The sequence below is a fragment of the Cryptosporangium minutisporangium genome (assembly GCF_039536245.1).
Lineage (GTDB): Bacteria > Actinomycetota > Actinomycetes > Mycobacteriales > Cryptosporangiaceae > Cryptosporangium > Cryptosporangium minutisporangium.
This window is the reverse complement of sequence record NZ_BAAAYN010000070.1, coordinates 12547-26944: the sequence shown is the minus strand read 5'-3', so window position 1 is coordinate 26944 and position 14398 is coordinate 12547. Positions and strand designations below refer to the sequence as shown.

The 14398-nt window shown below is 71.1% G+C and carries 14 protein-coding genes; 10 read left to right on the top strand and 4 right to left on the bottom strand.

Translation table 11 applies throughout. The features are described from left to right. Nucleotides 1-41 precede the first annotated feature (41 nt). Entirely contained in the window at nt 42-410 is a 369-nt protein-coding gene (locus ABEB28_RS39590; RefSeq protein WP_073260346.1) for a response regulator transcription factor, read from the bottom strand. 174 nt (nt 411-584) lie between these two features. Between ABEB28_RS39590 and ABEB28_RS39585 the strand changes: the two genes are divergently transcribed. The 10 genes from ABEB28_RS39585 to ABEB28_RS39540 all read left to right on the top strand — a co-directional run bounded on the left by ABEB28_RS39585 (nt 585) and on the right by ABEB28_RS39540 (nt 9267). Continuing rightward, complete coding sequence (locus ABEB28_RS39585; protein WP_345733454.1) at nt 585-2924, top strand: chemotaxis protein CheW; 2340 nt, start codon at nt 585-587, stop codon at nt 2922-2924. Between the two features lie 79 nt (nt 2925-3003). After that, nucleotides 3004-3447: a chemotaxis protein CheW gene (locus ABEB28_RS39580; protein WP_345733453.1), complete on the top strand. Its 444-nt coding sequence runs from the start codon at nt 3004-3006 to the stop codon at nt 3445-3447. A gap of 157 nt (nt 3448-3604) precedes the next feature. Beyond that, entirely contained in the window at nt 3605-3970 is a 366-nt protein-coding gene (locus ABEB28_RS39575; RefSeq protein WP_345733452.1) for a hypothetical protein, read from the top strand. A gap of 216 nt (nt 3971-4186) precedes the next feature. Beyond that, complete coding sequence (locus ABEB28_RS39570; RefSeq protein WP_345733451.1) at nt 4187-5161, top strand: hypothetical protein; 975 nt, start codon at nt 4187-4189, stop codon at nt 5159-5161. Nucleotides 5162-5389: 228 nt separating this feature from the next. Further along, the gene (gene cheB / locus ABEB28_RS39565) at nt 5390-6595 is read left to right on the top strand and encodes a chemotaxis-specific protein-glutamate methyltransferase CheB (protein WP_345733450.1); all 1206 of its coding nucleotides are present in this window, start codon (nt 5390-5392) and stop codon (nt 6593-6595) included. Continuing rightward, entirely contained in the window at nt 6592-7443 is an 852-nt protein-coding gene (locus ABEB28_RS39560; RefSeq protein WP_345733449.1) for a CheR family methyltransferase, read from the top strand. Before cheB ends, ABEB28_RS39560 begins: the two co-directional genes overlap by 4 nt. A 14-nt stretch (nt 7444-7457) precedes the next feature. Further along, nucleotides 7458-7835 (top strand): response regulator, encoded by a 378-nt coding sequence (locus ABEB28_RS39555; protein WP_376982080.1) that lies wholly within the window; start codon nt 7458-7460, stop codon nt 7833-7835. Next, nucleotides 7832-8308, top strand: a complete 477-nt coding sequence (locus tag ABEB28_RS39550; protein WP_345733447.1) for a chemotaxis protein CheX — start codon at nt 7832-7834, stop codon at nt 8306-8308. Before ABEB28_RS39555 ends, ABEB28_RS39550 begins: the two co-directional genes overlap by 4 nt. Further along, nucleotides 8305-8667, top strand: a complete 363-nt coding sequence (locus ABEB28_RS39545) for a response regulator (RefSeq protein WP_345733446.1) — start codon at nt 8305-8307, stop codon at nt 8665-8667. The genes ABEB28_RS39550 and ABEB28_RS39545 overlap by 4 nt, the downstream gene beginning before the upstream one ends. Nucleotides 8668-8769: 102 nt before the next feature. Further along, nucleotides 8770-9267 carry a hypothetical protein gene (locus ABEB28_RS39540; RefSeq protein ID WP_345733445.1) on the top strand — a complete coding sequence of 166 codons (498 nt, stop codon included), beginning with the start codon at nt 8770-8772 and terminating at the stop codon, nt 9265-9267. A gap of 124 nt (nt 9268-9391) precedes the next feature. Here the strand turns inward: ABEB28_RS39540 and ABEB28_RS39535 are convergent, their stop codons facing one another. Genes ABEB28_RS39535 through flhA form a run of 3 tightly spaced genes read right to left on the bottom strand, consistent with a single transcriptional unit; the run spans nt 9392 to nt 14359 of the window. Beyond that, nucleotides 9392-9697, bottom strand: coding sequence for a hypothetical protein (locus ABEB28_RS39535; protein ID WP_345733444.1), 306 nt, complete (start codon nt 9695-9697; stop codon nt 9392-9394). Further along, the gene (locus tag ABEB28_RS39530) at nt 9697-12300 is read right to left on the bottom strand and encodes a hypothetical protein (protein ID WP_345733443.1); all 2604 of its coding nucleotides are present in this window, start codon (nt 12298-12300) and stop codon (nt 9697-9699) included. Before ABEB28_RS39530 ends, ABEB28_RS39535 begins: the two co-directional genes overlap by 1 nt. Beyond that, complete coding sequence (flhA, locus tag ABEB28_RS39525) at nt 12278-14359, bottom strand: flagellar biosynthesis protein FlhA (protein WP_345733442.1); 2082 nt, start codon at nt 14357-14359, stop codon at nt 12278-12280. The genes ABEB28_RS39530 and flhA overlap by 23 nt, the downstream gene beginning before the upstream one ends. Nucleotides 14360-14398 lie beyond the last annotated feature (39 nt).

The window sequence follows — 14398 nt, the reverse complement described above, 5'->3', positions numbered from 1 at the left end:
TCCACCGCCGTTGACAAGGAAATGCACACGCCGGACGGCGCTCAGGCCGGCCCCAGGATGGCGGCAATTCTGGCTACCAGTTCGCGAGGGCTGAACGGCTTCACGACGTAATCGTCGGCGCCGACGTCGAAGCCGGCTTCGATGTCCGCCTCCTGCGCCCGCGCGGTCAGCAGCAGCACCGGCACTTTCGCGGTCGCCGCGTCCGCGCGCAGCTCGCGGCACACCTCGAGCCCGGACATCCGCGGCATCGAGACGTCCAGCACGACCAGGTCGGGTGTGGTCTCGCGGGCCGCGGCCAGCGCCGCGGCGCCGTCGGTCGCGGTGATGAGGGTGTAACCGGCTTGTTTCACCTTGAAGGTCACCAGCGCCAGGATGTCCGGATCGTCGTCGGCGATCAGAACCGTGCTCATAGCCGTCGCTCCCCCGGTCGAGCCTCGTTCCAGACCTGGACGGGGAACGGGCATTCCATCCCTAATACTAGCCAAACGGGTGCAGATGTCGCTCGTCAGTGCCCGGGCGCGCCTTTCCCTCAGGTGAACCCCTATCGCGTCGATCAAAGGCGCGACGAGCAGAGGGAGACAGACGTGGACGAGTTGGACGACATCGTTCAAGAGTTCCTGGTCGAGAGCCACGAAAACCTCGATCAGCTCGACCGGGACCTGGTCGCGTTGGAGCAGCACCCCGACTCCCGCGAGTTGCTGTCGAGCATCTTCCGCACGATCCACACCATCAAGGGCACGAGCGGCTTCCTCGCGTTCCACCGTCTGGAGACGGTGACGCACGCGGGGGAGTCCCTGCTGTCCCGGCTCCGGGACGGCGCTCAGTCGATGAACGTGGAGAGCGCCGACGCGCTGCTCCGCATGGTGGACAGCGTGCGGGCCCTGCTCACCACGATCGAGGAGACCGGGGCCGAGGGCGACATCGACGTCCAGCCCGCCATCGAAGCGGTGACCGCGTGTATCGAGGACGGATCCGCGAAGCCCAAGCCCAAGCCCGCGCCGGCCGCCGACGAGGCGCCCGCGGAGCCGGTGGCAGTCGAGGCGACCGCGCCCGAGCCGACCGCCGAGGACGGCACCGGCGAGCCCGAGGCCCACCTGGAGCCCGAGCCGGAGCCCTTCCACGAGGAGCCGAAGGCGCCGGTCCCGGCGCCGCGCGCCGGTGCGACGCCACCGGCCGGTGGTCCGGAGCCCGGTGAGGAAGGAAACGTCCCGCAGCGCCGGAGCGTGGCGGAGAGCTCCATCCGGGTCGACGTCGACCTGCTCGACGCGCTGATGCGGCTGGTCGGCGAGCTGGTGCTGACCCGTAACCAGCTGGTCCGTGGCGTGAGCGAGACGTCCGACCCGGCGCTGACCAGGACCACCCAGCGACTGAACCTCATCACGTCCGAGCTGCAGGAAAGCGTGATGAAGACCCGGATGCAGCCGATCGACCAGATCTGGTCGAAGCTGCCCCGAGTCGTCCGCGACCTGTCCAGCCAGCTCGGGCGCCAGATCAAGCTGGCGATGGAGGGCCGGGAGACCGAGCTCGACCGGAGCCTCCTGGAGTCGGTGAAGGACCCGCTGACCCACCTCGTCCGCAACGCGGTCGACCACGGCATCGAGCCGCCGGACGTCCGCCGGGCCGCGGGCAAGAACCCCGAGGGCACGCTGACGCTGCGCGCTTACCACGAAGGCGGCCACGTGGTCGTCGAGGTGGCGGACGACGGCGCGGGCATCGACCCCGACCGGGTCGCGAGCACCGCGCTCGACCGGGGCGTCATCACCCGCGACCAGCTGAGCCGGATGGAGACATCCGACATCCTCCAGCTGCTGTTCCAGCCCGGCTTCTCGACCGCGAAGAAGGTCACCAACGTCTCCGGCCGCGGCGTCGGCATGGACGTGGTGAAGACCAACATCGAAAAGATCGGCGGCACGGTCGACGTCGACTCGACGCCCGGCCGGGGGACGACCTGGCGGCTGACGATCCCGCTGACGCTCGCGATCATCCAGGCGCTGACCATCGAGTGCAGCACCGAGCAGTACGCGATCCCGCAGATCGCGGTCGACGAGTTGGTCTTCGTCGACGGCTCGTCGGACAAGAACATCGAGCACGTCTCGGGCGCACCGGTCTACCGGCTGCGGGGCAAGCTGCTGCCGCTGGTCCGGCTCGACGAGACGCTCGGGCTGCCGAGGGGGTCCAACGACAAGGACGTCTACATCGCGGTCCTCCAGGCGGAGGGGCGGCGGTTCGGCTTGGTGGTCGACCGCGTCCTGAACACCGAGGAGATCGTGGTCAAGCCGCTCGCGACGCTGCTCAAGGACATCGGCGTCTACCAGGGGTCGACCATCCTCGGCGACGGGAAGGTGGCGCTCATCCTCGACGTCCAGTCGCTCGCCCGCCGTTCGCTGCTGGCCGCCCAGGCCGTCGAGAAGTCCGGGCTCGCCACCGACTACCAGCAGGCGCAGAGCCGGGCCGGCAGCGGCAACCGGCTGCTCATCACCGGTGTCGGCGACCGCCGCGTCGCGGTGCCGCTGGACATGGTCACCCGACTGGAGGAGTTCTCGATCGACAAGATCGAGCGGGTCGGCAGCCGGGAGGTCGTGCAGTACCGCGGCCGGATCCTGCCGCTGGTCCGGCTGGCGCACCTCCTCGGTGCCTACCCCGCCGAGGACGGCGAGTCGGTGCCGGTGGTGGTCTACAGCGAGCGTGGCCGCAGCGTCGCGCTCGCGGTCGAGAAGATCGTCGACATCGTCGAGGACTCGCTCGCCACGCACAGCGACCTGGACGACTCCGGTCTCACCGGCTCGGCCGTCATCCAGCAGCGCGTCACCGAGATGCTCGACGTCCGGCAGGCGATCCTCGCGGCTGACGTCAACTTCTTCGACGCGATGGACGAGTACGCGGAGAACTACACCGGCGGGCTCGAGGAGATGAGCGCGGTATGACCGTGCTTCCCGTCAGTCTCCGTGACTCCGCCGCTCGGTCGCTAGGGCTCCCTGCGCTGCTCACTCCGGAGGTCGACTCATGACCAGTCGCCAATACACGACGTTCGAGGTCGCCGACCAGCTCTTCGGCGTCGACGTCGCCAAGGTCGTCGAGGTGTTGCGGTTCAGCGAGTACACCCGAGTTCCGCTGGCGGACAAATCGGTCGGTGGTCTGATCAACCTGCGCGGTCAGGTGATGGCCGCGGTCGACCTGGGCGTGCGGCTGGGGCTGGAACCCCGGGACATGTCCAAGCCGTCGATGAACGTCATCGTCTCCGAGAACGACGAGCCGATCAGCTTGCTCGTCGACAAGATCGGCGACGTGGTCGAGTTGCAGGACGACACGTTCGAACCGCCGCCGGACACGCTGGCCGGGCCGTTGCGCGAGTTGATCATCGGCGCGTTCAAGCTCGACAGCCGGCTCATGCTCGCGCTGGACGCGAAGCGCGCGGTGGACTCGGCGTCGAAGGCGACTACCAGGTAAGGCTTGCCGGGCGCACCGACCGGTGGCACCGCTGCGCGGTGTCACCGGTTCGGCGTGTCTGCAGGCGGTTGCCGAGATTCCTCAGGTCCGCAAGCGCGACGGCGATAAGAACGCTGGCGGGAGAGTGGCGCCCGCCAGAGTCCGGAGGGAGTCCGTCGTGGGTCCATCTCAGTCGAACGTCGAGGTTCCGAACGCGTCCGCCGCCGAGCGGAGCGCAGCGGAGGCGGACGCGACCCGCCCGGACACCGATCCGGTGGACGCGGGACAGGCGCTACGGCTGGCGGTGAGCCAGCAGGCCGAGCTGCTCGCACTGCTGACCCGATCGGTTCGGTCCGATTTCGGCGCGCTCGACGAGACGTCCCCGTCCGGCACGGTGGACCTGATCGGCGCGCTGGGTCCGCTGGAGGACCCGGGCGTCCCGGGCAACGACCCGCTCCACGCGTTCGCGGTCGTCGTCCCTCGGTTCGCCCAGGATGCCGAGCAGGTGATCACCGATCTCGGTGGACGAGGGCAAGCCGCCTGACGTCACCGGCAGTGGTCAACCAGGCACTAGCAGTGCGTACGAGCCGGAATGCACAACACGCTGCGTAGCGGTATGTCGTAGTTCACAGCGAACGGCGGTGGAGTGACCACCGCCGTTCGCGCGTGCCTGCATTCTGCCTTTGTGGACAGTCGAATCCCGCCGGTGGGCTCGTGCGAAGCCTTGGCGGACCGGCGAACGGGTGTCAGACTTGCTTGCGTGTACAGCCTGGTCAGCGCCCCAGTCCTCGGCTTCGACCTCACCCGCATCGAGGGTGGGGCTGGCGTCTCCGACGTCCTGACGCGCGCGCTCGCGCTGGGGCCGGACGACTTGGCGATCCTCGCGGAGCATCACGCCGACGACGCGCAGCGTGCCGATCTCTGGGCTGCGGTGGAGATCGCGACGACGGTTCAGCCTACGGTCCGTGATGTCGCCGGGCTGAGTCGCGCGACCGACCCCGGCACGCCGGCCGAGCGGCGGGCCAGCGCGGCGCTGGGGCTTCTGCAGCGGGCACCGCTGGGCACCGTCGACGGGCTGCTGCAGTGCGTTCGCTACGACGTCCTGGACTGGACCTGGGCGGTGGCCGACGGCTCCGAGCCGGAGCGGGCTTCCCAGTTCCCGCCCGGCCAGCGCGCCGCGGAGCCGACGCCCCGCCCGGCGAAGCTGCAGTCGGATACCGCCTCGCGAGCGACCGCGGTGATCTGCGACGCGATCGTGGCCGGGTACCTGCGCCAGGAACTCGACGCCCAGGTTCGTCGCCGGCTGGCCGCGCCGTGGGTGGCGGCGAGTCGTCGTCTGCCGGAGCGCGAGGTGGCGCTCGGGCCCACCGGCTCGTCGATGCGGGCGCTGATCGACCGGGTCGCGAGCCTCGGCCAGCAGGACGGTGCGCGGCTCTACAAGGCGGCGGAGGCGGGGCGCCGCGAGTCGGCGAGCTGGGCGCCCGCGATCCACTCCGCGTCCTGGGCGGTCCACCTCGCCGGGCGGGTCCGCGAGGCGGCGGCGGGGCAGTTCTTACTCGTGCAGGCAGTGGAGACCAGCGGGATCCCGGTCACCGAGCGGGCCGCCGGGGTGTGGAACCTGCTGAGCGGCGCAGTACAGGCCCTGGCCGCGCGTGACCTGGTCGACGCGGCCACCGCGCACCGGCTACTCGGACCGGTGCTGGCGACCCTGGGTCCGTCCGCTCTCGGGTCGTAACNCGCCGGGCAGCGCCGGAAACACGTCGGCCCGCGCTCCGGCGCGGGCCGACGTGTTTCCGGCGCTGCCCGGCGGTCTCCCGCACCGGTGCCGCGCCGGGTAGGACGTGCTTCCGGTCACACCAATTCCTCAGCCTGGTCACCGCGCGACCGATAGGGACGCCGTGACGGCCCCGAGGTGTGTCCCGTCCGGCTGCGGCGTGGGCCTCGGTACGGGAAGGCGGCGCGTGTGATCTCAGTTCTGGTGGTCGACGACTCGGTCGTCGTCCGACGTCTGATCGTCGACGCGCTCACCGACGACCCGGGAATCCAGGTCGTCGGTACCGCGTCGAACGGGCGGATCGCGCTCGCCAAGATTGACGAGCTGAAGCCCGACGTCGTGACCCTCGACATCGAGATGCCGGTGCTCGACGGCCTCGGCACCCTGCGTGAGCTGCGCCCCAAGCACAAGCGGCTCCCGGTGATCATGTTCAGCACGCTCACCGCGTCCGGCGCGTCCGCCACGCTGGAAGCGCTTGCGGCTGGTGCCAGCGACTACGTCACGAAGCCCGCGAACGTGGGCAGCGTCCGGGAGTCGATCCAGAGCGTCCGCGAGCAGCTCATCCCGCGGATCTACGCGCTCGCGCCCCGGCAGCGGCCGGGTGCGGTGCCCGCCCGGCCGGGCGCGCCGGCGCGTCCCGGCGTGCCACCGGCCACACCGGCCGGCCCGCCGACTCGCGCGGGCGCACCTGCGGGGAGGCCGCCGGTAGGGGCGCCCCCCGTCGGCGCGCCGCCGGCGGATGCCGGGCGCCTGCCCGGGAAGACCGCCAAGCCGGCCAAGGCGGCCGGAGCCCGGATCGACGTCATCGCGATCGGGTGCTCGACCGGTGGTCCGGACGCGCTGGCCAAGGTCGTTCACGGCTTCCCGAAGGATCTTCCGGTGCCGGTCGTGGTCGTCCAGCACATGCCGCCGATTTTCACCAAGATGTTCGCTGATCGCCTAGATCGGGCAAGTGCAGTAAAAGTGGTCGAAGCGACTGCGGATACATCCTTGACGGCTGGAACGGTGTACATCGCGCCGGGCGACAAGCACCTGGAGGTCATCCGGCGGGGCACCTCGGTGGTCACGAAGCTGCACGAGGGCCCACCGGAGAACTCCTGCCGGCCCGCGGTCGACCCGCTCTTCCGGTCGGTGGCGTCGGTCTACGGGGCGCACGCTCTGACCGTGGTGCTCACCGGAATGGGGCAGGACGGGAAGAAGGGCTGTGAAGTTCTCGCACGAGTCGGTAGCGAAATAGTGGTCCAGGACGAGGAGACCTCTGTGGTCTGGGGAATGCCCGGCGCCGTCGCCGCAGCCGGGCTCGCCGACGCGGTCGTGCCGCTCGGCTCGATTTCCGACACTCTGCTCGCTCGCGTCGGCCACGGCCGAGCCAACCGGTTGGCGGTGGTCAGATGAGCCTCTCGGCGCACGAGTTCCAGTTCGTCAGCAGCCTGGTACGCCGGGAGGCCTCGATCGTGCTTGAGCCGGGGAAGGAGTACCTCGTCGAAGCCCGGTTGCTGCCGCTGGCCCGCAAAGCGGGACTGGCCTCGGTCACCGAGTTCCTGCTCCGGGCGCAGGGCCCCGCCGGCCGCAGCGACCGCGAGGGCATCGTCGACGCACTGACGACGAACGAGACGTCCTGGTTCCGGGACCGGGAGCCGTTCACGGCCATGACCGACCTGGTCATCCCGCAGCTGGTGAAGTCCCGCGGGTCGTCGCGCACCATGCGGGTCTGGTCGGCGGCCTCGTCCAGCGGGCAGGAGCCGTACACGCTGGCGATCCTGCTGAAGGAGAACCTGCCGCCGGGCTGGACCTACGAGGTCCTCGGTACCGACATCTCCACCGAGATGTTGGTCAGGGCGGAGGCCGGCCGGTACAGCCAGCTCGAAGTGAACCGGGGCTTGCCGGCGCCGTTGCTGGTCAAGCACTTCACCCGGGTCGGCCCCGAGTGGGAGGTGGCCGCCCCGATCAAGAAGGCGGTCAGCTTCAAGCGGCTCAACCTGGCGGCGCCGTTCCCGCCGATGCCGCCGTTCGACGTGGTGTTTCTGCGGAACGTGCTCATCTACTTCGACGTGGAGACGAAGCGGGGCGTGCTCAAGCGCATCCGCAACCTCCTGAAGCCCGATGGGTGGCTCTTCCTCGGTGCCGCCGAGACCACGATGGGAATCGACGACGGCTTCGAGCGCGTCGTCACCGGACGGACGTCGGCCTATCGGCCGCGGACCGGTACTTCGGCGCCGGTCGGCGTCACGGGGAAGGGGTGAGGCGAGTGCTCGCCATGGTGATCGACGACTCCCGAGCGATGCGACTGATTCTCAGACGCATCGTCTCCGGTCTGAACTTCGACGTGGTCGAAGCCGGAAACGGACGCGAGGCGATGGATCGTCTCGCCGAACTGGATGCGGTGCCCGAACTGGCCCTGATCGACTGGAACATGCCAGAAATGAACGGTTTGGAGTTCGTGACCGCTGTTCGGGCGGACAAGAAGTACCGCGGGATGACGCTGATGATGGTGACCACCGAGAGCGAGCACGGACAGATCGTCCGAGCGCTCGCCGCCGGAGCCCACGAGTACGTGATCAAGCCGTTCACGCCGGACGCGATCGTGGACAAGCTGGTCATGCTCGGGTTGATCCCGGACGGAGCACACGCGTGAGCGCCACGATGGCCCCCACCGGCGACGATTTGCAGCAGATCGCCGAGCAGGTCTGGGCCTCTTACCTCGATACCGACGGAGAGAAACCGCTGGTTCCGCTGCCGCCGGACAAGCTCTCCCGCGACGTCGTCGCCGGGGTGGCGGTCAGTGGCGCGTGGCACGGACTGGTCCTGGTGTCGTGCTCGACCGCGGCGTCGAAGGAGGCTGCCGCGGCTCTGCTCGGCATGGGGGCCGACGAGGTCACCGTCGGAGACATCGACGACGCCCTGGGCGAGCTCGCGAACGTCATCGGGGGCAACGTCAAGAGCCTGCTCCCGGAGCCGTGCACGCTGGGCCTGCCCGAGGTGCACAACAACGCCGACAACGACCCCTGGCTCGAAGGGGACGAAATTTGTCGGTTTGAGGCGACCTGGATGGGTGAGCCTATGGAGGTCAGCGTGCTGGAAAAGCCGCAAGGGGGGGAGACCGCATGAAGATCCTGATCGCCGACGACAGCCGGGTGATGCGCCAGATCGTCACCCGGACGCTCCGGCAGGCCGGTTACGACGGGCTCGAGTTGATCGAGGCCGAGGACGGCGCCCAACTCGTCCAGAAGGCGAACGACGAGAAGCCCGATCTCGTCCTGTCGGACTGGAACATGCCCAACATGACGGGCATCGAGGCGATTCGGGCGCTCCGTGCGAGCGGCAACAACACGCCGTTCGGTTTCGTGACGTCGGAGGGCACCCAGGAGATGCGCGACACCGCGTCCGCAGCCGGGGCGCTGTTCCTGATCGCGAAGCCGTTCACAGCCGAGACGTTCAAGGAGAACCTCGACTCGATCCTGGGGTGATCCCCGGACCGGGTTTGCTGGCAGAAGCAACCGGTACCGGCCGCGGTGTGGCGCTGCCGGTCGCGGCGCAACACGACGCACGATGGGCTCAGGGGGTGGACGATGACACAAGCGACGACACAGCTGCCGTCACCGAAGGACGTCCGGGACATGCTCGAGGAGCTGCTCGGCAAGGACGTCACGGTCGGCGACGGCTCGCCGGCCGCCGCGGCCGACTTGAACAAGGCCGTGGTGGCGATCTACGTCGACGACGCGAATCAGATCGCTGGCGTCGCCGGAATGGATCTACCCCTGGCGGCCTGGATCGGGGCGGCGATCGGCCTGATCCCCAAGGGCGGAGCCGAGGCGTGCGTGGAGGACGGCGAGCTCTCCAAGATGGTCGGTGAGAACGTCCGCGAGGTGTGCAACATCATGGCGGCGCTGCTCAACCGGGAGGGCACGCCGCACCTGCGGCTGGAGAAGGAGAGCGTCTACCTGCCGGGGGAAACGGCGCCGCAGGAGGCCCAGGCCCGCCTGGTCGCGCTCGGTGCGCGGCTGGACCTGGCGGTCAGCGTCGCCGGGTACGGCGCCGGTCGGCTCTGGATCTCCCTAGCCGGCTGAGCACGAGGCCCGGCTGAGCGGTGAGGCCCGGCTGAGAACAGGGCACGACGAGGAACGGGGTGACCGCGTCTGCGGTCACCCCGAACGCTTGCCCTGACTTGGCTGTTCGCCCCGCCTGGCTGGCTCAGGCGGCGCCGGAGACCTGGGGACCGTCGTCGCCGTTCTGCTCGGCTGCGGCGGCGGCCCGTCGCCGCTCCGATTCCGCGCGCAGCTCCTCCAACTTGCGCTGCAACTCGTGCTCCTGCTGGATCCGGTGGTAGATCCGCCACAGCATCTGGAGGAAACCCAGCATGGCCGCGGCCAGCACCACCGCGATCAGGTACCGGATCAGCGCGGTGTCGACCTCCAGGTTGCCGACCACGAACGCTTGCCAGAGCGCGGGTGCCGCGAGGACTGCGGCGAGCAGCAGGACGGAGAACCGAGCGAACATCAGTGGCCGTCCGGCTCGTCGTCCTCCGGCCACCAGGTCCGGACGGTGTGACCGTTGTGCCGCACCCCGCCGTTGGCCGGGCGGTGCCCGTGGCCGTTCGGCTCGACCTCCGCCGGCCGGGGCATCGCGAACACCGCGGCGCCGTGGTCGGTCGGGAGATAGTCGGTGAACTCGACGTCGGGCGCGCGGTGCGTCGTCGGCCGCCGCGGCTCGTCGACGGAGGCGGCGTGGGCGCCCCGTCGTCCGGCCGGCAGTTCCAGCGGCATGACCGACGTGATCGGACCATCACCCTCGTTTGGCAGCGGCCCACCGGCCAGTCGCTCGCACAACAGCGTCGTCCATCGGCGCGCGGTGGCCGGACGACCGTCCAGCATGACGACGGGCAGCCCGAAGTGCAGCACGCTGCCCGGCTCGACCGTGGCGTCTGCGCCGTAGACGGCGAGCGCATCGACCCGGTCCAGCGCGTCCAGGAACCGCGCGGTGTCCGCGTTCTTCCGGGTCGCGTCCACGCATGCCCAGACCTGCGTCGGCGCCAGCGCGGCGATCGTCGCGTGCGGCGAGGCGTCGACCGAGGACGTCACCGACGCGGTGCGGGTGAGCGGCGAACCGGCGGTCGCCTCCACCACCACGATCCGCGGACCGGCCGACGAGTGCAGCTCGGCGGCGCGGCGGATCGCCTCCTCCGGGCCGGAGATCCGGTGCGACCGGCGCAGACCGGTACCCGCGATCGGCCCGGCGACGAGCGTCGCCGACGGGTCGATGCCTGCGGTCAGGGCGGCGACCTGACCGGCGATGATCAGCGCTGCCTCGATGTCGCCGACGATCGCCAGTACCTCGCCGGCGCGGGACGGCAGCCCCGGCGGGTAGGGGAGTCCGGCGACCGCGCGCGCGACCGCGGACCACGGATCGGGCCCGACGGCGCGCGCCGCGATGTGCACCGGAACGCCGGTCCGGACCAGCTGTACGGCCGGGTGGTCGTAACCGGCGCGCGCTGCTCCCCGTCGGGGCTCCACCCGGCGGAGGGGTTGCACGGCGGTGGGCGGATCGTCCGGCTCGGGGTGAGGCGGGGCAGCGGGCACGGTCGCGCGGCCGCTCACCGGCGGGCGTATCGCGCCGGCGACCGACGCGGTCCCGGTGGCGGGCCCGCCGCGTGGCTCCGGCCCGGCGGTCCGTAGGCCCTGCGCCCGGTGTGCGGTCCCCGGCTCGGCGTGGGCACCCCGGCCGGCAGCGGGCGCATGCGCGGCGGGCGTGGTCGCGGCGGGTGTCGGGGGAGCCGGTGAGACGGGGTGCGCGTCGCGCGTCGGGCCCGTTCGCACGGCGGGTCGCTCGAGAGCGTCGGCGTCGGTTTCGGCGGCGGCCGTGCGCGGGGTCGGGGCCGTGGCGGCGCGTCCGGCGGCCCGGGCCCGCGCGACAGCGTCCGGGTCCGGCGGGGCGTCGTCCGGGGACACGTCGTGATCCGGGACGTCGTCGCCGTAGTCCGGGACGTCGGCCTCTGCCGGGTGTTCCGGTGTGTCCGTACCGACCGGCGCGGACGCCGCTCTCCGGGAGGGCCGGTCGTGGCTGACCGTGTCCTCCACGGCGCGGAGTTCCGGAGCGGTGTCACCAGGCGCGCGCTCGTCCGGACGGGCGTCCGGCGTCTGGTCGGCCGCCGCCGCGTCGAGATCCCGGCGCACCGGCTGGACACCCGCCGGATCGGTTCGCGTCGAGCTGGTCGGCGCAGCACCGGGCCGGGCGGGGGCGCCGGTCGGGCGACCCTCCGCGGCCATCTCGTCGCGTGCCTCGGCGGCCCACCGCCGTGCCCGCTCCGCGGTCCGCGCGGCGATCGGCCCCGACGACGGCCCGGTCGTGAGCCCGTCGGTCAGGCTCGCCAGAACCGGCGCCCGGTTCGTCGCGGGTCCCTTCGGCACGGCCCTTCTCGGCAGGGCGTCGCGCACGCCAGCCCCGTTCGGTGGAGCCCCCTTCGGTGGAGCCCCCTTCGGTGGAGCCCCCTTCGGTGGAGCCCCGTTCGTCGCGGCTCCGTTCGTGGTCCGGTCAGCCGCACCCCGCTTCGCGGCCCCGTTCGAGGTTCGGTTCCGGGCGCCGTTCGCAGCTCCGTCCGGACGAGCGCCGCGCGGCGGCGCGCCGCCGGCCCGGGCCCCGGCCGCCCGCGCGCCCTCCTCGGCCGCGCTCTGGCCATCGGCTGGCTCGGTCGCGCGGCGCTCGGTCGTGCGGCCGGAAGCGGAATCCGCCCGGCGGGCCGCCGGATCCGCGGACCGCTCGGCCAGCACCTGGGCGAAGCGCGCCGCGGTCATCGGCGCTCGCTCGACCTCGTCCAGCTCACGCTCCTGCGCCTCGGCCTGGGCCAGCAACGCCGCCAGCCCGTCCGCGCCGGGCGGGACGGAGCCGTCGTCCTCGGACGACGCGTCCACCGTCGCGGTTGCGGACTCCTCCACGTCGAGGATGTCGACGGCGATCTCGAACCGCTGCTTGGCGAAGAACCCGGCCAGCCCTCCGCTCCGCACTCGCTCGGCGGAGACGATCCTCGCGGCAGCGCCGTGCTCCTCCTTGATCTTCGCGAGCAGTTCTTCCAGATCCGGGCCCTCAAGCAACAGCCGGGTAGACACCGCCCACCACCCCCACGGTCTCGATCTGGGCGGCGACGCCCGAAATCTCGGTGTACGACAGCACCGGCAGGCGCGGCGTCGCGAGCCGGACCAACCGCTGCAACGGCAGCCGCAGAATCGGCGAGCAGACCAGGATCGCGGTGATACCGCGCTGCTCCGCCGCGTCGTACAGCCGGTGCGCCTCGGTGACCAGCGCCTCCGCCCTGGCGGTGTCGACGCCCAGCTGGATGCCGCCCTCCCCGGGGCGGAGCGACTCCAGCAGCATCTGTTCGATCTGGGGATCGAGCGTCATCACCGGTAGGCGTCCATCGCTGATGTACTGGTTCGCGATCGCCGGTCCGAGCGCGCCGCGCGCCGCCTCGAGCAGGCCGTCCGTCGTGCTCCCCGCCTTCGCGGCGAGCGAGAGCGCCTCGAATATCCGCACCAGGTCGCGGATCGGCACGCTCTCGTCCAGCAGCGACTGGAGCACCCGCTGGATCTCGCCGATGCTCAGCAGCGCCGGGGTGAGCTCCTCGACGACCACCGGGTGCGATCGCTTGACGACGTCGGTGAGCGCCCGGACGTCCTCGCGGCCGAGCAGTCGGCTGGCGTTCGTCCGGACCACCTCGGCCAGGTGCGTGATCACCACGGAGGCCCGGTCGACGACGGTCGCGCCCATCATCTCGGCCTGGTGCCGCAGCTCGGCGGGGATCCACTTGCCCTCCAAGCCGAACACCGGCTCGTGGCCGGCCCGCCCGGGCAGCGCCTCCAGCCCGTCGCCGATCGCGAGCGCGGTGCCGGGCGGCGCCTGCCCGCGGGCGACCTCGACGCCGCTGATCCGGATGCCGTAGCTGGACAGCGGCAGGTCCAGATCGTCGTGCGTGCGTACCGGCGGCATGATGATGCCGAGCTCGAGCGCGACCTTCCGGCGCAGCGCGCGCACCCGGTCGAGCAGGTCGCCGCCGGCGGTGTCGACCAGGTCGACGAGGTCGGGTGCGAGCGCCAGCTCCAACGGGTCGACCCGCATCTCACCGAGGAGGGCCTCCGGCGAGTCGGGCGCCGGCCCGGTCGGCGCGGTGGCGGCGGCCTGCTCGGCCGCTTCCTCGGCGGCCTTCTCGACCGGCCCCGGCAGCTTCTGCGCGATGAGCAGGACGCCGGCGCCGAGCAGCAGGAACGGCAGCTTGGGCATGCCGGGCACCAGACACAGCGCGACCGCGGCGCCGCCCCCGATCTGCAGGGCCCGCTTCTGCGCCCCGAGCTGGGCGACGACCGAGGACCCCATGTCGCCGGAGGTCGCCGAGCGGGTCACGATCAGACCGGTCGACACCGAGAGCAGCAGCGCCGGGATCTGCGACACCAGACCGTCGCCGATGCTCAGGAGGCTGTAGGTGTTGACCGCCTCCATCGGGGCCATGCCCTTCTGGAGGATGCCGACCGTCATGCCGCCGATCAGGTTGATCAGCGTGATGACGATCGCGGCGATCGCGTCGCCTTTGACGAACTTCGCGGCGCCGTCCATCGACCCGTAGAAGTCCGCCTCGGCGGCGACGTCCTCGCGGCGCCGCCGCGCTTCGCCTTCGTCGATCAGACCGGCGTTCAGGTCGGCGTCGATCGCCATCTGCTTACCGGGCATCGCGTCCAACGTGAACCGGGCGCCGACTTCGGCGACGCGCTCGGCACCCTTGGTGATGACCAGGAACTGGATGACGACCAGGATGATGAACATCACCAGGCCGATGACGAGCGAGCCACCGATGACGATGTGGCCGAACGCCTCGATCACGTGGCCGGCGAACCCGTCGAGCAGCACCAGCCGGGTGGCGCTGATGTTCAGCGCGAGTCGGAAGAGCGTGGCGACCAGCAGCAGCGCCGGGAAGATCGAGAAGTCCAGCGGACGCGTCACGTACAGGCTCACCAGCACGATCACCAGCGAGAGCGTGATGTTGGCCGCGAGCAGGACGTCCAGAAGGAACGACGGCATCGGGACAACCATCATCACGATGATGGACACGATGCCGACGGGGACGACGAACGGTCCCAACGCCTTCGGGTTCACGGCGCTCCGCAGGTACGACGACATGCCCGATCCGTCGGGCTCCCCGCTGCCGTCCTGGCTTGT